This window comes from Nonomuraea sp. WAC 01424, assembly GCF_003947315.1.
Lineage (GTDB): Bacteria > Actinomycetota > Actinomycetes > Streptosporangiales > Streptosporangiaceae > Nonomuraea > Nonomuraea spiralis.
In genome coordinates this window covers 432,261-451,122 of record NZ_QHHZ01000001.1, presented here as the reverse complement: position 1 = coordinate 451,122, position 18,862 = coordinate 432,261, and the positions used below count along the sequence as shown (strand labels likewise).

Below are 18,862 nucleotides of genomic sequence, written 5' to 3'. Positions count from 1 at the left end.
CTCCAGATAGCCCTAATTTCAGGGTGATTTTACGGAGAAGGCGTGACGGAGGCGAGGAGCGCCAGCTTCTCGGCGCTGCCGGTGCCGGGGTCCGGGTGCAGGACGATGAGCGTCTGGCCCGCCGCGCCGCTCACGCCCAGCCTCTCCCGGTTCAGCCACAGCTCACCGACCTGGGGATGGTCGAGGCGCTTGGGCGCGCCTTCGCACGTGTTCACGTCGTGGCGGGCCCAAAGCCTGCTGAACAGCGGGCTGGTGAGGGAGAGCTCGCCGACGAGTTCGACGAACCGGGGATCGTCGACGTCGGCGCCGACGGACTTGCGGAAGCCGGCGACCATGCCCTGCGCGGCGTTCTCCCAGTCCGGGTAGAGAGCCTGCTCGGCGGGGTCGAGGAACACGTCCCGCAGGCGGTTGCGCCCCGCCACGAGCCGCGGCGACAGGGTGGTCGCCGGCGCGTTGGCGGCCAGGACGTCGAAGGAGCGGCCCTCCACGTACGCGGGCAGCGCGAGCGCGGCGACGAGCTTGGCGATGCCCGTGGGAACGCTCTCCTTGCGGGGCCGCCGCCGTCGCCGCCGGGGATCGCCCGCCCCGAGGCGCAGCAGATAGGCCGTCGCATCGTCGTCGAGCCGCAGCACGCGCGCGAGGGACACCAGCACCTGCCCGGACGGGTTGCGGTCGCGGCCCTGCTCCAGGCGCAGGTAGTAGTCGGCGCTGATGCCGGCGAGCATCGCAACCTCCTCCCGGCGCAGGCCCGGCACCCGCCGTACGCCCACGGAGGGGATGCCCGCCTGCTCAGGAGTGACGAGCTCCCGGCGGGCGCGTACGTATTCGCCCAGAAGATTGGATTCGCCGCTCATGCGCACCACGGTAATGGCGCACCTCGGCGCGTGCCTGGCCCCCTCACCCCCAGGATCGCGAGGGCTCTGGCTGCGCCGGCGGACGAGCGGAAACCTCACTCGGGAACGAACACCCCTTTGATGAGCAAGGAGCCGCACATGTCAACGTACGTGCTGGTACACGGGGCCTGGCACAGCGGTCGATGCTGGGAGCGGGTGGTCCCGCTCCTGACCTCGGCCGGGCATCAGGCGGCCGCGCCGTCGCTGACCGGCCACGGCGGCAAGGCCCATCTGCTCGGCCCCGAGGTGGGACTGGACACCCACGCCGGCGACATCGTCGAGCTGATCACCGCGAACGACCTCGCCGACGTGATCCTGGTCGGCCACAGCTACGCCGGGCTGGTCATCTCCTCCGTCGCCAACCGCATCCCGGAACGCATCGCCCACCTGGTCTACCTCGACGCGATGGTCCCGGAGGACGGCGAGAGCGCGGTGGACGTGCAGCCCGTCACCCAGGCCCTCATCGACCGCGCCGCGCAGTCCGGGACCGGCTGGCGGATCCCGCCCATGCCCGAGCTGCCGCCGCCCCTGGGCCTGTTCGGGGTCACCGACAAGGCGGACGTGGCCTGGCTGCGGGCGATGCTGTCGGACCAGCCGGCGCTCTGCCTCCAGCAGCCGGTCCGGCTGGACAACCCCGTCACGCACGCGATCCCGCGGACGCACATCCACTGCGTCGCGGGCGTACCGGAGGGCATCACGCGGCGGCCCGTTCCGGCGACGCAGCCCAACGGCAGCCCCGCACAGGTGTGGGAGCTGCCGACGGGCCACGACTGCATGATCACCATGCCGGCCGAGCTCACCGAACTACTGCTCAAGCTCGCGTGACCCGGTGGCCTGGGGCAGACCGGGATCCAGTTGCCGTGGAAGCCCGTGGGGATGCGCACCGGGACGTGCACCTCGGCGAGCGGGGTCGCGGCCAGGTCGGCGGCGTCCAGGATGGCCAGGCGACTCGTACCGGTGCCGCGGTCGTGGGCGAACGTTCATCGGGAAGCCCTCGTTCTCACCGGTCCCTGCCCGAGACGCGAAGACGGCCTCGCCGCAGGTATGGCCTGGAGGAAGGCGGTGCACCCCTCGCAAACCGGGGACGCGTCAGCGCTGAGGTCAGAACAGGTACAGGCTGTGGGTGCGGTCCAGCGACCCCGCGTCGATCTCCCGCCCGGTGAGGCGACCTGCCGGCCGGAGAGCTGATGTCACGCTCACGTCGACCGTGGTGGGATCTTCGTTGAAGATGTCCCCTGGTTCGTCCAGTTGGAAGTGCAGGTCTCGCATGAGCGGGTCAAGCGCGGTGGGGTCGGCCCCGGCCCGCTGACTCGGCCACGTCTCCTGGACCCAGCAGAAGTCATGCGGAAACCAGTCGAACATGAAGGCCTGCACCCATCCGTCGGCGGCCCCGGCCTACATGCCGGCACAGCCGCCACCGAGACCGGCGATGTCGTCCAGGCCGCACCGGTGAGCATTGTTCGGATCGGCGCCGAGCCGCCGGGCCGGCTCGTTGCCACCCATCCCTTCGGCCCACACGATGTGGAAACCCGGATATTCGGCCGCACCCTCGAACCCTCGGGTGGCCAACAGGTCGTAGAGGTCGGTGGGTTTTGGCATGTGACATCTCCGCGATCAGGGGGAGCAGGCGCCGGCCGAAGTGGCCACCTGCTCCCCGCAATTCATCCGGTGTACATCGGGCACGTATCCGTGCCACCAGTGGCGATTCACCTGGGAGGCTGATCCGCTGACCCAGAACTTACTCGTCCGGTTCACGCGGTGACGCGCATGGAAGAGCCATCGATCTCGCCCTGCCATTGAATTGCGTGACGTCGCCGGCACGCCGGCGTCGCCTCCTCGGCGGAGGCGTAAATCCGTGGTGTGGGCGGCGCGTGCCGTACTACAGTCGGGCACGCCTTCACCTCGCGGCTGCTGAACCACGAGGCCCGCGGCGGCGGCCCCGGCCCGTCGCCCTCTTCGGCGCGGCTTTCGACCGCGCCCGCCCTTACATCGCATTTCAGCAGCCCGAAGGACTTCACCATCATGCGCACCCGTCAAGACCGCCGTCTCCTGCGCCGCGACGAGCAGTGGCTCACCCTCCCGAACCCCTACGACATCCCCGTCGACATCTGTGCCGACGAACGTGTGCCTCTCGAACCGGCCGCCGTCGACGAAGTGCTGTCCGTCCTGGAGACCGCCGACACCCTCCACCGCCTCGCCGAGGCCGTACCCGGCCACGACGGTCCGCTGCCCCGCCTGGTCCGCCTCGTCCTCACCCCTGACTTCCACAAAGGCGCGGGCATCCCGATCGGCACGGTCATCGAGACCGAGGGCGCGCTGCTCCCGCAGGCGGTCGGCAACGACGTCAACTGCGGCATGCGGCTGGAGGTCACCTCACTCACCGTGGAGCAGGTACGTCCGCGCCTGGACGCCCTGGAACGGCGGCTGCGGCACTTGTTCTTCGAGGGCGGCCGCCGCATCGCCCTCACCCCCGCCCAGCGGGAGGCACTCCTGCGCGACGGGCTCCCAGGGCTCATGCTCACCGGCGACGCCCCCTGGCAAGGCCACCAGCCGACCGACACCGAGGACTGCCTGGACCGCATGCACGCTCCGGCGCACCCGACCGGCACCGCCGAGGCGTTCGCCGACTGGATCACCAGCGCGGGCGGCACCGAGGCCGCCAGCCACGACAGCCTCATCGGCAGCATCGGCGGCGGCAACCACTTCGCCGAACTGCAGTACGTGGCACGCGTCCACGATCCCGCCGCGGCGTACGCGTGGGGCCTGACAGCGGGCGCGGTCGTCCTGATGGTGCACAGCGGCTCACTGGCGCTGGGACACCAGGCCAACGCCACAGCGCTGGACCGGCTGCGCCAGACCTGGCCGCCGGGGTTGTCGCGACCCCGCAACCAGATCCTGCCGTTCCTGCTGAACGAGCGCACGGCCGCCGCCCGGCGCCGCTACCTGGACGCCTTCGGCAACGCCGCCAACTTCGCCTCAGGCAATCGGTTCTTCCTCGCCCTCACCATGCGGGCCGGGCTCGCCGCCGAATGCGGCCAGACGACGGCGCGCCTGGTCTACGACGCGCCGCACAACCTGTTCTGGCAGGAGGAGGACCGCGTCATCCACCGCAAAGGCGCGACGCCGGCGGGTGGTCACGAGCAGATGAGCGGCGGCCCGTACGCGATCTGGGGCGAGCCCGTGATCGTGCCCGGGTCGATGGGAGCGTCCAGCTACCTGCTGCGGGGCCACGGCAACGCCCGCACGTTGGCCAGCGCCTGCCACGGCGCCGGACGGCGAGTCCCACGCGGCGCCACCGCACGGGCCGGCGACCGCGACCTCGACGCGTTCCTGCGGGAGTTCCGCGTGGTCACGCCGCTGGACCACCGCGATCCGACCGTGGCGCGCCGCGCGGACGTGATGACGGCCTGGCGGCGCGACCTCAAGCAGGAAGCTCCGTGGGCGTACAAGGACATCGGGCCCGTGGTGTCGAGCCTGCAGGCGGGAGGTGTGGCGGACCCCGTGGCCGAGCTGCGCCCGCTCCTCACCGTCAAGGGCTGACCGCCTTCCCCGCGCACGATATCGGCTGCCTGCGGGGCGCGAATGTTCGGTGACTGCGTCCGATCTGCGGGTTCGCTGAACCCTGTGCCGCTCGAGTATTGAGTTATGTGGTTTGAGCTGTGGTTACCCATCGTGGTGGTATTCGCTGATCACGCCGGTGACGATGGCGAAGGCGGATGGAGCGCAGGTTGTCACTCGATCGGCACTAACGGATCTTGCTTCTGATCCGACGGTCGCAGGTTCGAATCCTGCGGGGCGCGCCCTGATCATGATCTCGCCTGTGATGACCTGGCGTCGAATGCGGTCCAGAATGCCTGGGTGGCCTGGCCGAAGACTCATGGCAACCACGGTGGAGGGCGCAACGGCGCCAATGCCCAGTAACAGCTTGGAGCTGGGGATGGGAGGTCGGTTGCGCGTTTCAGATCAGTGGCGGCGCTGGTGCTGGTCTGCGGGTCGGCCCATGAGGTGGAGTGGCCGGCTCGCGCCGACAGCTGAGGGGCGTCGGCGTACGGCAGCTGCCTTGCCCGTGGTGGGATCGCGGGCCGTCGAGTCGGGAGGGGTGTCGTCTGCCGTGGCTGGCTCTACGGAAACGCGCGAATCAGCGCCTGTGATCGCGGGTTTGGCTCATCGTCCCCGTAGCGCCAGGGGATGGAGGCCGGGGACCTGTTGGGGACCACACGCCCTGCTCGCGCTTGCGCGACCTGCAGGTCGACGAATGGCGTGCTCAGTGCGAGAGTGTGTTTGACGTGCAGAAACGTGTACTCCCAACCTGCGGCTTCGCATGGACGCCTCATCGTTTCGGGTCGCGGAGGCGTCCGGATCCAGGGTCCGGGCCGGGCTTGACACGATCGCAGCGTAGGTCCTCGACGGTCTCGCGGATGAGCGCGTCGGCCAGGTCGCGGCGCGAGGTGAACCGGCCGGCGATCTGCGGCGGGCCGATGGGGTAGTGAGTGACTGTGCCACCGTCGAACAGGCCGGAGGGCCGCAGAACCTCGGAGCTGTAGGGATGCCGAGCGTTGAGATCATCACCTCGTGCCCGGCCACCCCCGGTCCACCGCTTCTAGGCTGAGCCGGCGGACGGAAGCGCGAACCGTACGGCGGTCAGCCGTTCTGACAGCTCCCACAGCCGGCGTCCGGTTTCGGCGTCGGCGGCGGCCGGGGACAGCTGCACCCGTTTCGGCGCGCCGCGCAGTTCGGCCATGCCGTCCGGCCCGAAGAACTGCCCGCTGTCGGCGTCCGGGGCGGTCGCCGCGTACAACTGGGGCAGCGCGCCCTGGTCGGGGGACTGGGCGAGCGGGGCGAGGATGCGGCCGTACAGCAGCTTCACCATGCCGACCGGGGCGCTGGTCTGCAGGTTGGTGGCGGTGTAGCCGGGGTGGGCGAGCATGCTGCGCACCGGGCTGCCCGCTGCGGCCAGCCGGCGGTGCAGCTCCCGGCCGAAGACGGCGTTGGCGAACTTCGACTGGTTGTAGTACGCCATGGGGGCGTACGTACGCTCGCCGGACAGGTCGTCGTAGAACAGCCGCCCCTGTCGGTGGTTGGCGGAGCTCACCGTGACCACGCGCGGGTTGTCGCCCTCGGCCAGGAGGTCGAGCAGCAGGCCGGTGAGGGCGAAGTGGGCCAGGTGGTTTACCGCGAACTGCAACTCGTGGCCCTGCGTGCTGAGCGTCCGGGGCGGCGCCATCACGCCGGCGTTGTTGAGTAGCACGTCCAGCCGTGTGTGGTCGGAGCGCAACCCGTCGGCGAAGGCGCGGACCGAGTCCAGGTCGGCCAGGTCGAGCCGGCGTACCTCCAGGTGGGCGCTCGGCTGCTCGGCGGTGATCCTCTCGACCGTCCGGCGGGCCTTGAAATCGTCGCGTACGGCGAGGATGACGTGCGCGTTCTTGAGGGCGAGCGCCCGGGTGGTCGCCAGGCCGAGGCCGCTGGTGGCTCCGGTGACGACGAACACCCGCTTGGTCTGGTCGGGAATGTGTCCGGTGGTCCAGGGCTCTTGCTTGGTCATGCGGCACACGTTGCCCTTGATGGCACTGAGTGTCAAATCTGAGTCTTCGTGTCATCATTGGCATAGTGTGTACGATGGTTCGGTGACCAACCCCGAAGTGAGCCTGGCCCAACGCAAACGTCAACTCGTCTCGGACGAGCTGACCCAGGCGGCGCTGAATCTGCTGACCCAGAAGGGGTTCGACGCGGTCACGGTCGACGAGATCGCGGCCGCCGCGGGCGTCTCCAGACGGACGTTCTTCCGCTACTTCGCCTCGAAGGAAGACGTGGTCGTCCAGTTCCTGGCCGGGCTGGGCGACGGCATGCGCGCGGAGCTGGCGGCCAGACCCGCCGAGGAGCCGCCCTCGGTCGCGCTGCGGCACACCGTCTGGGTCTCCGTCGACGCCTGCGCCGGCCACGCCGACCGGGCACTGCGCGTGGTGCAGCTGATCCTGGACACGCCCGCCCTCCTCGCCCGCTTCCTGGAACGCCAGGCGCAGTGGCGCGACGACCTGGCGTCCGAGCTGGCCCGCCGGCTGGACCTCTCCGCCGAAAACCATCTCTACCCGCGACTGGCCGCCGGGACGGCGCTGACCGCCTTCGACGCCGTGCTGCAGCGGTGGAGCGACAGCGACGGCGTCGAGGGCCCGGCCGCCTTGATAGACCAGGCATTCGCCGTCATCGCGCCGGCGCTGGACACCGTCGTACCGCAAGGGGTTCGGTAGCACGATGACGACGTCCGGCCCTCGACGTGCTCATCACGCACCACTTCACCATCGACACACAGCGAGCGGGTGCGTTGAGGCGTAGGACACCCGGCGCCGCTCCGACTGCCCTGCCTGGCGATACCCTTGCGAGCCGACCGCGACGGCCATCTCGTCCACGCAGCACTCGGCTGACGTCCGGCCCAGGACCCGGATGCCGGTGGCCTCCATGCCGGGAGCGGGGACGCCGTACAGGGAGAAACGCTCGGGCCGGCCGTAGATGATCCGGCCTATTTCACAAAGCTGCTCACCGGTCAGCAGCGTGGTGCGCAACGGACCCATCAGGCGCAGGCACAGGTCGTAGTAGACGTCGACCTGGCTCATCGTGACGAGCCCAGCGCCGGGGCCAGTTCCAGCAGCCAGGACCCCGAGGGTAGGGGGCGGGTGGCACCGAGGCTCAGCCCCGCGTCCGTGGCGAGCCGGGAGAGCTCGGCGAGGTCGCGTTCCCCGGCACCGAACACCAGCATCATGAACAGGTCGTGCGCGGTGGTCACGAGCGGCGATCTCGCAGCGGCCGGTCAGCCCTTGCTCGCGCAGGAACCGCTCGGCCCGCCGCGCGGTCGCCGGCAGCTCGACGAGGGTGCCGCGCAGCCTGGGATGGGCGGCCAGGAGCGCGGCGAGCAGCCCGCCGGTGCCGCCGCCGACGTCGGCCACGCTGCCGACGCTCGTCCAGTCATAGCCTTGGAGGAGGTGCGGCAGGTCCACGGCCAGGCGGCGGCGCATGACGTCGTCGAAGACGGCCGACCGTTCCGGAGCGCCGGCCAGGTCGTCGAAGAAGGGGCGTCCGTGCACCTCGGCGTAGGCGGGGCGGCCGGTGCGCACGGCGCTCAGCAGGTGGGAGATGGCCTGGTCGGTGCGGCCGAACGGGCCGTCGATGTCGAGACAGCCGCGCATCCCCGACGGATGGTCGCTCAGCAGCGTCTCGCCCTGGTCGTTGAGCGCGAACCGGCCGGGCTCGGGCTCGATGAAGCAGCCCCGGCAGACGAGGTAGCGCAGCAGCCGCTCCACGCTGCCGGCGTGGGCCCCGCTGCGAGTGGCGAACTGCTCCGGCCGCGAAAGCCCTTCGTCCATGAGATCGGCGAGGCGGAGCGTCGCCGCGACACGCATGGCCCACGGCAGCATCAGCGGATGCCCGGGTTCCGGAAACATGACTCCGTCATACCTGTCCGTGCTCATTGTCCCTCACGGGAATCCCTCGCAGGTCCATCAGTCTGCTGAATACTGCTGAGAACGGATGCGGCTCCAGCCGCCCGGCCGGTGTGTCTGCCGGGCCGACGACCATCTCGCCGATCTTGGCTTGGAATCGGATCAGCCGATCACTGGAAAACCTGACCTTCGCGACGAATGGCAGGCTCTCTCCGGAGCTGGCGCTGGCGGTGCCTGGCACCGACACCTCTGTGAACCTTGTCGTGGAACGGTCGTGATCACTCTCGATCTCCAAGGGGACGCCCGGCTCGACGTCGCTGACCTACCAGTCACGGTTCCACCACGGTAGGTCCTGCAACACTTCGTTGAAGAAAGGAGGCAGGACGGTAAGATCCACTGGGTCCGGTGGACTCTTCTGGCTGCCGTGGATGACGTCCGGCCAGTACCTCAGCGCCGCAGTCACATCTGCGGTCAGCGTGCGGTTCGCAGTCTCCATGCCACCACTTTCCACCAAACGAAGCCACACGCGGTTCCCCGCTCACGACCGGGATTCGACGAACCCACGCGCTTTCGACTCCTCCGCCACTGCGACGTCATCTCCCATCAACGCCCAGCTACCGACTCAAGAATCGGATCAAGAACATCGAACGAGACACCGACGTCGCCTGAGCTGGAGCACATAGCCCCGCACTCGGTGGAGCACTCAAGCTTTACGCCGACAGCAGTCCCCGAGTCCACGGGCGGACGGAATCCTCGGGCTGAGATCTGACTCTGATGGGGCCCAGACTCATGCGTGGTCAAGGCGTCCGTGATCGCTAAGTGGGGCCACTTCTCACGCGAACTGACAACGGCGAAGATCGCCAGGTGGGGCCCAGAGAGACAGAAAAGTGGGTCTGTCTTTCACGCGAGAAATCACGGCGTCCTCCCGAGCGTGGCCCCAACCGTCAAGTAGACCGATCGTTACAGGCCGCGGGAGGTCCGCGCCGGACAGCACGGAGACCGAAGGTCTCGGCACCGGACGTTAGCGCTGGGATGCGCGCGAATCCGCGTGGAGAACGTCTTTGACGCGCGCCTTGGCCGCCTGTTCGCCGATCTCGGCGGCACCTGGCCCCGGCGCCGCCTCACCACCCTCGCCGCAGCAGCCCGCGCCGACAGGCTCGCCGAGACCCTTGTGCACCACCGCTACCCGCCAGGGAGGCGGCGCAGGTCATGCCTACCAGCCTCGGGAACGTCCTCAAGGCCACCGAGAGCTACCCCCGCCTGCGCTACGGCGTCGACACCGTCCTTGGTGGGCCGTGGGCGGAGCGGCCACCACTCGGCCCGGCGGTGGCCGACCACTTGCCGACGATCAGCGAGGCGGTGGCCAGGCCGTACTCCAGCGACCCTATAGACGCTGGGAAGGGGCGGAGGGGTGGACCGGTTCCCGAGGGGTTTCCTATGTTCCGACGCCAGCGCGTTCTTGGTCGTTTCCATGACGCCTCCATCCGTGCCCAGTCAGTATTGAGCTGGATTCGGGGTTTCCGTCCGCACCGCCGTACAGGCATGAGACGAAGGAGCAGCCTATGTTGACCGAAGCGCTCACGGCCTTGGCCGCCAGTGGCGGTGCGGCCCTGGTGGAGGCGATGGCGACCGATGCCTGGCAGGGGGCCCGCAACGGCATGGCCAGGCTGTTCGGCCGGCAGGGGCCCCAGCGTCAGGTGGCTGTCGAGGCCCAGCTGGACGGCAACGTCGGCCTAGTGGAGCAGGACAGCGAACCCGACGAGGTACGGCGGCAACTGCTGCCGGTCTGGCGGATGGAGCTGCTGCGGCTGCTGAAGGAACATCCCGACGCCGAGGCCGAACTCCGGCAGCTCATCTCCCACATACGGGACACCCTGCCCGAGCACCGGCAAGTGCAGCAGAACCAGTACGTCATCACCCGTGACAACGCCCGCAGCTTCGCCGTCCAGGGAGGCGACCTCATCTACCACGACCACGCCCCCGCCCGACAGCAGGACACGGCGAACGGCGGCGCGGACCCCGCGCGGTGACCGTCGCGGACGGGCTGTTCGGCCAGAGGGGGCTGAACGCCCACCAGGAGGTACGGGTCGAGGCCGGCTTCGGTTACGGCGTGATGGGCGCCGACCTGCACGTCTTCGGCGACGGCAGGCCGGTCTACCTGCTCAGGGAGGCCGGTGGGCGCACGGCCCCGGTAGTCGCGCGCGACCGCCACGGGCTGCCGGCCCAGCCGAGCCACCTGCTCAACGCCCGCCACGCGATCGTGGACTTCACCGGCCGCGACGACGAGGTCGGCGAGCTGACCGCCTGGCGCGACAGCGGTGACGGCCGCGCGGTCCGCTGGCTGCACGCCCCCGGCGGCCAGGGCAAGACCCGCCTGGCCGGTCACGTCGCCGCGTCGGCCGCCCGGCAGGGGTGGAAGGTGATCGTCGCCGAGCACGCCGCGTCCCTGGTGGTCGACGCAGAGGACCAGACCAGCCACGACCTGCGGCTCGGAGCCGCCCGCGGGCTGCTGATGCTGGTCGACTACGCCGACCGCTGGCCCCTCGCCCACCTGACGTGGCTGGCCGGCAACAAGGTCCTCGACCAGGACGTACCGGTACGGGTCCTGCTCCTCGCCCGGAACGAGCACGTCTGGCCCGCCCTGCGCCACGCCCTCGTCCAGGCCGGCTGGCCGGCCGGGAGCTGTACCGCCCGGTCGCTCGGCGCGCTGCCGGCCGCCGAGGACGCCCGCGCCGACATGTTCGTGGCCGCCCGTGACTGCTTCGCCCGCTGCTACGATGCGCCGGACGCCTCGGCGATCGGCGTGCCCGGCTGGCTGGGACGGGCGGAGTTCGGCCTCACCCTCGCCGTCCACATGGCGGCGCTGGTCGCGGTCGACCGGCACGCGCGCCGCGCGCCGCAGCCCGCCGGGCCGCACGAGGACATGCCGGCGCTGACTGCGTACCTGCTGGGCCGCGAGAGTCACCACTGGCACGCCCTGCACGGCATCGCCGACCCTCTGGCCGGTGCGCGCACGGCGTTCGGCACGCCCCCGGAGCGGATGCGCCGGGCCGTGTTCACCGCCGTGCTCACCGGCCCGCTCGGCTACCGGGACGCGAAAGCGGTGCTGGACACGGTGGGCGTCGGCGGCGACCCCGACCGGGTGCTCGCCGACCACACCTTCTGCTACCCGCCCGCCGATCCCCGTACGGTGCTGGAGCCTCTGTATCCCGACCGGCTCGCCGAGGACTTCCTGGCCCTGTGCCTGCCCGGCCACGGCCTGCCCGAGCAGCTGCCGGAGGCGTGGGCGGCCGACGTCCCCGAGGTGCTGCTCACCTCGCCCGGCGACGGGGCGCTGCCGCCGTACGCCGCCCGGACGATCACGTTCCTCACCACGGCCGCCGAACGCTGGCCGCACCTGGTCCCCACCCTGGAGGCGCTCGAACGGCTCCTCCCCGAGGAGCCGGGCGACGCGCCCGGTGACCTCGCCGTCGCCGCCGCCGCCCTCACCGAGCACCTCGCCCGTCACCGCCTGCCGACGCTCACCGACCCCGCCGCCCGCGCCAAGGTGTACGAGGCCCTGGGCCACTGGCTCGACAAGGTTCGCCAGGTGGAGAAGGCGGCCGCCGCGCTCACCGAGGCGATCACGCTCTACCGGCCGCTGGCCGCGGCCGACCCGCGCACGTTCGAGCCCAGGCTCGCCGAGTCGGCGTTCGGGCTGGCGATGGTCCTGACCCTCGGCGGCATCTCCCACGGAGACAGCTGGACGACGATGGGCACGCTGACAGCCGGCGGCGACACATTGCGGCCCGAGCTGGACCGGCCGGACGAGGCGCTGGCGATGTTCCGGGAAGCCGTCGAGATCTACCGCCGCCTCGCCGACGACGATCCCGAGGAACACCAGGGGCACCTGGCCGTCGCGATCTTCATGACCGCTCTGTGCGGGCCGTATCTGGGAGCGGGGCAGGAGTCACTGGCCCTCGCGCGCGAGGGCGTCGAGATCATCCGCCGGCTGACGCGCGAGAAGGACGGCCTGGACGACGAGCCGCTCGCCGAGGTCGCGATCGCGCTGGTGGGCCTGGCGGGAAACCTGGTGACCTCCGAACCGGAGCAGGCCGAGACCCTCGCCCGCGAGTCCGTCGAGATGCTGCGCGGGATCGTCCGGAAGCGGACGGCCGAATCCGTTCACGAGGAGACTCTGCACGTGACGCTGGCCGCCCAGTGCGGGGTGCTGATGCGGCTGGGCCGCGCCGAACCAGCCGGCGCCGCGTTCCAGGAGGCCGTACGGATCCGTCACCGGCTGGACCGGCTCAAGGACCCCGACGGCTGCGCTGCCTGGCAGAACACGGCCGCGGTGGTTCTCGGCCTGACCTGGCTCCAGGGCACCGGAGAGGACGTCGAGACCGGCTTGGAGACGGCCATGCGGGTGTTGCACCAGGAGGCGCGGGACGTCTCCGTCACCCACGCGACCGCGGTCTCCCACACGCTCTACGCGCTGGAGCACTTCCTGCGCCGGCTGGAACGATGGGATCTCGTCCTGGCCGGGCACCGTCTCCACGCCGACCTCCTCAGACGCATCGAGGACGACGCCTGCATCGGTCATCTGACGGCCAGCGGCAGCGTCCTGGCGATGCTCGGCAGGTGGGACGAAGCGATCGACATCATGGGCGAGATCGCCGCCGAGATCCACCGGACGAACAGCGGCTACCAACTGGAGTACTGCCTTCACACCGCGCTGACCATGATGTCCTCGGGCGTGCTGGGCCAGAGCTCGGACGAGCACCCCGTGGGCGCCTACGAGAACCAGGCGCGGGAGGAGAACGTCGCCCTGCTGGAGCAGATCGCGGCGGCCTACCGCCGGTGCTCCCGCGGCGACCCGCACGAGCGCGACCACGGCTTGGCCGTCACGCTGAAGACGCTCGCGGAAACGCTGTGGATCATAGGCCGGCCGTGGCAGTCCCTGGCCGCCGGCGACGAGGCCATCAAGGTCCGCCGCCGGCTGGCGCGCGGCGGCTCGTCCGAGCACCTAGCCCACCTGGCGTACGCGCTGAAACGCCAGGCGCACAGGGCCGAAGACATGCGCCGCCACGAGGAGGCCGCCGCCGCAGCCGACGAGGCCGCCCGCATCTACCACCACCTCGTACGGGACGGCCACCACGCGAACGACCTCCCCCTCGCCGCGACCCTGCACCTCCTGGCGACCAACCTGCGGTGGTTCAGCCCGGCCGAGGCGCTGGCGCCGGCGTGGCGGGCCGCCGAGATCCTGGAACGGCTGGCCTGCGACGAGCCCGCCACGCACGACGAGGATCTCGTGACGGTGCTGGACACCCTCGCCGCGGTCCTCGAACTCCTGGGACGCGAGGGGGAGTTCCGGGCCGCGGCGAGCCGGGCGGCCGAAGTCCGTGACCGGCTCACCGCGGGGAGCAACCCTCCATGACGGGCCCGGGGCGCGGTCAGTGGGAGACGTAGCCGCCGCTCGTCACGCCGAGTGCGCCGTCGGTGAGGTCCTGCGACTGGCCGTGGTAGCAGCCCTGGCTGAGCGGCTGGTCGTACCAGATGTACCTCTTCACTTGGCCGGTGTAGATCCAGAAGGGTGTGGGTGCCGAATACTGGGTCACACAGTTTGATCTGAGGCTTCGCCAGGTTCGGCGGCTCAGTTCCGGCTGGATCGCAGGAGGGCTCTGCGGCTGCTGTTCTTGATCGTCTTACGGGTATTCGGCTGGATCGCGCTGCCAGATCGCGGACGTCCAAGGACGCGGAGATCCTTGTGTTGCGGCATCAGCTGGCTGTGCTCCGCCGCCAGGCGGCCGTCCCCCGGCCATCGTGGATGGATCGGGCGAGCGCGGCCTGGCGGATCATGAGAGGGACGCGAACCATCGCCCCGCCGCGTTCCAGCGTTCGACGGTGGGGAACCCGGATCGCCCGGCAAGGGGGGCGATGTCGTCGATCGACACGGTCGCCCAGGTGAACCAGTCGCCCGTACACCCGGCCTGGCGCAACCGTACGGTCTGGACCACGCTCTGTGAACCCGGCGGGGAGAGTTCGGCGATCACCGCGCCTCCTGGCCTGACCAGCTCGCGCAGGCGCCGGAGGAGGGCTGCCGGGTCGCCGCCGATGCCGATGTTGCCGTCGGCCAGGAGCGCCTCGGCCCACCGCCCGGTTCCGGGAAGGGGCTCGAAGACGCACCTGTGCAGCGCCAGGCCGCCGGCGCGGCGGGTCAGTTCCACGGCCAAGGGCGCGATGTCGATGCCCATGGCGGGAATCCCCATTCGGGTAAGGGCAACGGTCAGTCTTCCGGGTCCCGAACCGACATCGAGAGTGGGTCCGCCGCATCGGGCCAGAATGTGCTCGTCGCCCTCGTTGTACCGGAGCCAGCGCTCGGCGGAGAGTGGCTGTATGAGGCCGTCGGAATATTCGATTTCTACGGCTCTGCCGTTGAGGCAGTCTTCATAGAAAGTGCCAATCACGCGGCTTTTCCTAGTGGAGGACGACGTTCGCGCGGCTACCGATGATCATGTGCAGACACTACCCCCACAGGTCGGAGCCGATCCTTACGAGGCTGTTACGGGCACGAGGCCACGACTGCCGGGCAAAAGTGCGTCCATCATGCCCTCAGTGGAAAGCCAAAATATGACAGAGTGGGACAGGTCGCATGCCCTGCCAGGGCGTAGGGCCCAGCGGCCCAAACCGCGCGGACGACCACGAAACTGTATTTCCGTGGACCCGAGCCGGTCATTTCTCGGAACGACGTCATCCTTTCGTAAGGGAAATGGCGCTGTCGCCGCGTTAGCGTCGGCCCATGGAGATCGACGTGGTTCTGCCCTGTCTGAACGAGGAGGCGGCCCTGCCCTGGGTGCTCGGGCGGATGCCGCCCGGCTTCCGCCCGATCGTGGTCGACAACGGTTCGACCGACGGATCCGCGAGGGTCGCGACGGAGTTCGGCGCGATGGTGGTGACCGAGCCCCGGCCCGGATTCGGCGCCGCGTGCCACGCGGGGCTGACGGCCGCGACGGCGGACGTGGTGTGCTTCATGGACGCCGACGCCTCCCTCGACCCTGGGCAGTTGCCGCGCGTGGCCGGACCGGTCCTGGCGGGCGAGGCCGATCTGGTCCTCGGTCGCCGTGTCCTTGGACCGGGTGCCTCCTGGCCGGTGCACGCCCGGCTCGGCAACGCCGTGCTGGCTCGCAAGCTGCGCCGCCGTACCGGCGCCGACCTGCACGACCTGGGGCCGATGCGGGCGTGCGGACGCGCCGCCCTGTCGGCCTTGGAACTGGTGGACCGGCGGTTCGGCTACCCCCTGGAGATGGTGCTGCGCGCCGGTGCGGCCGGCTGGCGGATCGCCGAGGTCGAGGTGGACTATCTGGCCCGTACGGGGAGGTCGAAGGTGACCGGTACGGTGCGCGGCACGCTACGGACGATCGGCGACATGCGCCGGGTCATGGCCGACAGGGCGGTATGACGTGAGTCCGCACCATGCCGGTGGCGCGCAGCTCCTGGTGATCGCCAAGGAGCCCGTACCGGGAAAGGTGAAGACCCGCCTGACCCCGCCCTGCACGCCGCGCGAGGCCGCGGCACTGGCCGGCGCCGCGCTGGAGGACACGCTGCGGACGGTCGCCCGGGTTCCGGTGGCCCGTCGCGTGATCGCTCTCGACGGGGCTCCCGGGGCCTGGCTGCCCGCCGGGTTCACCATCGTTCCGCAGCGCGGGGACGGCCTGGACGAACGGCTCGCCGCCGCGTTCGACGACGCCCACCGGCTCTCGCCCACCCCGATCGTGCTCATCGGCATGGACACCCCGCAGGTGTCCGCCGGCCTGCTGGCCGACGCAGTATCGTTGCTCGGCTCTCACGACGCGGTGTTCGGCCCCGCGACCGACGGTGGGTTCTGGCTGCTCGGGCTGCGCGCCCCCGACCCTGATCTGCTGCTCGGCGTGCCGATGTCCGAGCCGACCACAGGAGAGATCCAGTTGAACAGACTGACCGAGGCCGGCATGAGCGTCGCCCGCCTGCCCTGCCTGACCGACGTGGACACCATGGCGGACGCGATCGAGGTGGCGGCGCTGGCTCCCCGCTCCCGCTTCGCCGCCGCGCTCGCCGGGACGGCGATGTCGTGATGCCCCCTTCTCACGAGGCGAAGGTACTGGTCACCGGCGCGGCCGGATTCATCGGGAGCCATGTGACGGAGGCGCTGGAAGCAGCCGGGCACGAGGTGGTCCGACTGGACCTCAGGACCGGCGACGACGTGCGCGACAGCGCCGCGCTCGACCGGTCGATGACAGGAATCGACGTCGTCGTGCACCAGGCGGCCAAGGTCGGGCTCGGCGTGAACGTGGCCGACCTGCCGGACTACGCCTCGGTCAACGTGTACGGCACGGCAGTGCTGCTCGCCGCCATGGCCCGGCATGAGATCGGGCGGCTGGTGCTGGCCTCCTCGATGGTGGTCTATGGCGAGGGCGCCTACGACTGTCCGGGGCATGGCCGGGTACGGCCCGCGCCGCGTTCCGCCGCCGCTCTGGCACGCGGGCACTTCGAACCTCGCTGCCCTCGATGCGACTCGGAGCTGGCCTACGCCACCATCGATGAGAACGCGCAGACGGATCCCCGCAACGCGTACGCCACCAGCAAACTGGCGCAGGAGCATCTGGCCGCCAACTGGGCGCGCGAGACCGGTGGCACGGCCGTCGCGTTGCGGTACCACAACGTGTACGGGCCGAGGATGCCACGGGACACGCCGTACTCGGGGGTGGCGGCGATCTTCAGATCCGCGCTGGAGGCCGGTCGGGCACCCAGGGTGTTCGAGGACGGCGGGCAGTTGCGGGACTTCGTCCACGTCCACGATGTCGCCCGCGCGAACGTCGCCGCGCTGTCCGGCGGCCGGCCCGGCCTGCTGGACGCGTACAACATCGCCAGCGGGGAGCCGCGCAGTATCGGCGACCTGGCGGCGGCCCTGGCGGCTCAGCGTGGCGGGCCGGAGCCGGTGACGACGGGGGAGTACCGGTTGGGTGACGTCCGGCACATCGTGGCAGCTCCGCACAAGGCGGGCGCGGAGCTCGGCTTCCACGCCCGGATCGGGTTCGACGAAGGGATGAAGGAGTTCGCCACCGCACCTCTGGCCTACCCGGCGTGATCCGCCGCGCGGCGGGAACGGCCGTCCTGCTGGTCGCCCTGGCCGGGACGCTCGCGTGGGCGATCGGTCAGGACGCCGTTCCGGCGGACCGCCGCGGCCTGTTCTGGCCATACGTGCTCGCGTGGGCGTTCTTCTATGCGGCCATATGGGCTGTGCGCGGGCTGCCGACACGCCAGGCGATGTGCCTGCTGATCGCCGGTGGGATCGCCGTGACCGCCACCGGTCTCCTTTCGCCGCCCGCCACCAGCACCGATTCCTACCGCTACGTCTGGGACGGACGGGTGCAGGCCGCGGGCGTCTCGCCCTACGATCACGCCCCGGACGCGGAGGCGCTGGCGCCGCTGCGCGACCGCTGGCTCTTTCCTCGCGGCGACGGCTGTGCGGGGCCCGATCGTTATCCGATTCCCTCCGGAGAGCCGATCTCGTCGTGCACGCGGATCAACCGTCCCGGCGTGCACACGATCTATCCGCCGCTGGCGGAGGCGTACTTCCTCCTGGTACACGGACTCTCTCCCGAAGGGGCACGGCACAAGCCGTTGCAGATCGCTGGTGCGCTCCTGGCGTTCGCGACCTCGGCCGTGCTGCTGATCGCGCTCGGCGGCCGGGACAACGCTCCGGCGTACACCGCTTGTTACGCGTGGTGTCCCGCCGTCCCGCTCGAACTGGTGAACAACGCCCACGTCGACGCGCTCGGCGTCCTGCTCACCGTCATCGCCCTGACCACGGTGAACAGGCACAGACTTCTCGGCGGCACACTGCTCGGCGCGGCGACCGCGGTCAAGCTGCTGCCCGCCGTCACCGCCCCCGGAGCGCTCTCCGGGCTCCTCGCGGCAGACGGGAGGACGCCGGCGCGCCGGATGCTCGACACTCTGGCCGTCCTCGGCCCCGCCGCTCTCGTCGTGGCGCTCGCCTATCTGCCGTACGCGCTCGCCTCGCGCGGCTCGGTACTCGGATACCTCTTCGGGTACCTGACCGAGGAGGGTTACGACGATGCCGGCAGCAGGGACCGGTATGCGTTGCTGCGGCTGGTCCTTCCCGACTCGTGGGCGTTGCCCGCGGCCCTGGTCATCCTCGGGATCGCGATCTTTCACGTCCTCCGCCACGGTGACGCGGACCGGCCGTGGCAGGGCGCGCTGTTGGTGACCGGGGTGGGGTTCCTCGTGTTCACGCCCGGCTATTCCTGGTACGCCGTGCTGGTCGTCGCGCTGGTCGCCCTCGACGGCCGGTGGGAGTGGCTCGGCGTCCCGCTGGCGAGCGGCGCGGCGTACCTGGGCACCGGCGGCTTGGGGACCATCGCCTACGCCCTTGCCGCGCTGGCGGTGGCCGCGGGGTTCGTCGTACGCGTGGTCCGTCCCTCACCGGCGTGGCGGCGGGCGGCCTGATATTGCCGAATGGGTGCGAGGACGTGGCATTGGAAAGACCGCCTCCGGTAAGGA

At 70.5% G+C, this 18,862-nt stretch carries 16 protein-coding genes and 1 pseudogene; 9 read left to right on the top strand and 8 right to left on the bottom strand.

Annotation, left to right across the window (positions count from 1 at the left end; genetic code table 11):
- Positions 1 to 29: 29 nt before the first annotated feature.
- Positions 30 to 854: a helix-turn-helix domain-containing protein gene (locus tag DMB42_RS02045; protein WP_125629981.1), complete on the bottom strand. Its 825-nt coding sequence runs from the start codon at positions 852 to 854 to the stop codon at positions 30 to 32.
- A 138-nt stretch (positions 855 to 992) separates the two neighbouring features.
- Here DMB42_RS02045 and DMB42_RS02040 point away from each other — a divergent pair, with 138 nt between their 5' ends.
- Positions 993 to 1,718, top strand: coding sequence for an alpha/beta fold hydrolase (locus DMB42_RS02040; protein ID WP_125629979.1), 726 nt, complete (start codon positions 993 to 995; stop codon positions 1,716 to 1,718).
- A gap of 32 nt (positions 1,719 to 1,750) precedes the next feature.
- On the opposite strand, the pseudogene DMB42_RS02035 reads toward DMB42_RS02040, so the two are convergent.
- The 3 genes and pseudogenes from DMB42_RS02035 to DMB42_RS02025 all read right to left on the bottom strand — a co-directional run.
- Positions 1,751 to 1,861, bottom strand: a pseudogene (locus DMB42_RS02035) (carotenoid oxygenase family protein); the annotation flags it as partial.
- Positions 1,862 to 1,994: 133 nt separating this feature from the next.
- Complete coding sequence (locus tag DMB42_RS02030; protein ID WP_125629977.1) at positions 1,995 to 2,255, bottom strand: hypothetical protein; 261 nt, start codon at positions 2,253 to 2,255, stop codon at positions 1,995 to 1,997.
- A 33-nt stretch (positions 2,256 to 2,288) separates the two neighbouring features.
- Complete coding sequence (locus DMB42_RS02025) at positions 2,289 to 2,492, bottom strand: hypothetical protein (RefSeq protein WP_125629975.1); 204 nt, start codon at positions 2,490 to 2,492, stop codon at positions 2,289 to 2,291.
- A gap of 423 nt (positions 2,493 to 2,915) precedes the next feature.
- Between DMB42_RS02025 and DMB42_RS02020 the strand changes: the two genes are divergently transcribed.
- A complete protein-coding gene (locus tag DMB42_RS02020) occupies positions 2,916 to 4,433 on the top strand; it encodes an RtcB family protein (RefSeq protein WP_125629974.1) in 1,518 nt (505 codons plus the stop codon).
- Positions 4,434 to 5,493: 1,060 nt separating this feature from the next.
- On the opposite strand, the gene DMB42_RS02015 is transcribed toward DMB42_RS02020, so the two are convergent.
- Positions 5,494 to 6,435: an oxidoreductase gene (locus DMB42_RS02015; RefSeq protein WP_125629972.1), complete on the bottom strand. Its 942-nt coding sequence runs from the start codon at positions 6,433 to 6,435 to the stop codon at positions 5,494 to 5,496.
- An 82-nt stretch (positions 6,436 to 6,517) separates the two neighbouring features.
- On the opposite strand from DMB42_RS02015, the gene DMB42_RS02010 reads away from it, so the two are divergent.
- On the top strand, positions 6,518 to 7,138 hold the full coding sequence (locus tag DMB42_RS02010; protein ID WP_221761975.1) for a TetR family transcriptional regulator: 621 nt from the start codon (positions 6,518 to 6,520) through the stop codon (positions 7,136 to 7,138).
- 45 nt (positions 7,139 to 7,183) lie between these two features.
- On the opposite strand, the gene DMB42_RS02005 is transcribed toward DMB42_RS02010, so the two are convergent.
- Positions 7,184 to 8,326, bottom strand: a complete 1,143-nt coding sequence (locus tag DMB42_RS02005; protein WP_185844421.1) for a methyltransferase — start codon at positions 8,324 to 8,326, stop codon at positions 7,184 to 7,186.
- A gap of 7 nt (positions 8,327 to 8,333) precedes the next feature.
- The gene (locus DMB42_RS52920) at positions 8,334 to 8,618 is read right to left on the bottom strand and encodes a hypothetical protein (RefSeq protein WP_185844420.1); all 285 of its coding nucleotides are present in this window, start codon (positions 8,616 to 8,618) and stop codon (positions 8,334 to 8,336) included.
- A gap of 1,267 nt (positions 8,619 to 9,885) precedes the next feature.
- Between DMB42_RS52920 and DMB42_RS01995 the strand changes: the two genes are divergently transcribed.
- Positions 9,886 to 10,353, top strand: a complete 468-nt coding sequence (locus DMB42_RS01995) for a hypothetical protein (protein ID WP_125629966.1) — start codon at positions 9,886 to 9,888, stop codon at positions 10,351 to 10,353.
- Complete coding sequence (locus DMB42_RS01990) at positions 10,350 to 13,739, top strand: ATP-binding protein (protein ID WP_125629964.1); 3,390 nt, start codon at positions 10,350 to 10,352, stop codon at positions 13,737 to 13,739. Before DMB42_RS01995 ends, DMB42_RS01990 begins: the two co-directional genes overlap by 4 nt.
- A 418-nt stretch (positions 13,740 to 14,157) precedes the next feature.
- On the opposite strand, the gene DMB42_RS01980 is transcribed toward DMB42_RS01990, so the two are convergent.
- A complete protein-coding gene (locus DMB42_RS01980; protein WP_125629962.1) occupies positions 14,158 to 14,769 on the bottom strand; it encodes a methyltransferase domain-containing protein in 612 nt (203 codons plus the stop codon).
- 332 nt (positions 14,770 to 15,101) lie between these two features.
- On the opposite strand from DMB42_RS01980, the gene DMB42_RS01975 reads away from it, so the two are divergent.
- From DMB42_RS01975 to DMB42_RS01960, 4 genes are read left to right on the top strand one after another with little or no spacing between them, the layout of a single operon-like run.
- Positions 15,102 to 15,761 (top strand): glycosyltransferase family 2 protein, encoded by a 660-nt coding sequence (locus DMB42_RS01975; RefSeq protein ID WP_125629960.1) that lies wholly within the window; start codon positions 15,102 to 15,104, stop codon positions 15,759 to 15,761.
- Between the two features lies 1 nt (position 15,762).
- On the top strand, positions 15,763 to 16,413 hold the full coding sequence (locus tag DMB42_RS01970) for a TIGR04282 family arsenosugar biosynthesis glycosyltransferase (protein ID WP_125629958.1): 651 nt from the start codon (positions 15,763 to 15,765) through the stop codon (positions 16,411 to 16,413).
- Positions 16,413 to 17,426, top strand: coding sequence for an NAD-dependent epimerase/dehydratase family protein (locus DMB42_RS01965; protein ID WP_125629956.1), 1,014 nt, complete (start codon positions 16,413 to 16,415; stop codon positions 17,424 to 17,426). The genes DMB42_RS01970 and DMB42_RS01965 overlap by 1 nt, the downstream gene beginning before the upstream one ends.
- On the top strand, positions 17,423 to 18,808 hold the full coding sequence (locus DMB42_RS01960) for a glycosyltransferase 87 family protein (protein ID WP_221761974.1): 1,386 nt from the start codon (positions 17,423 to 17,425) through the stop codon (positions 18,806 to 18,808). The genes DMB42_RS01965 and DMB42_RS01960 overlap by 4 nt, the downstream gene beginning before the upstream one ends.
- The last annotated feature ends 54 nt before the right edge of the window (positions 18,809 to 18,862 follow it).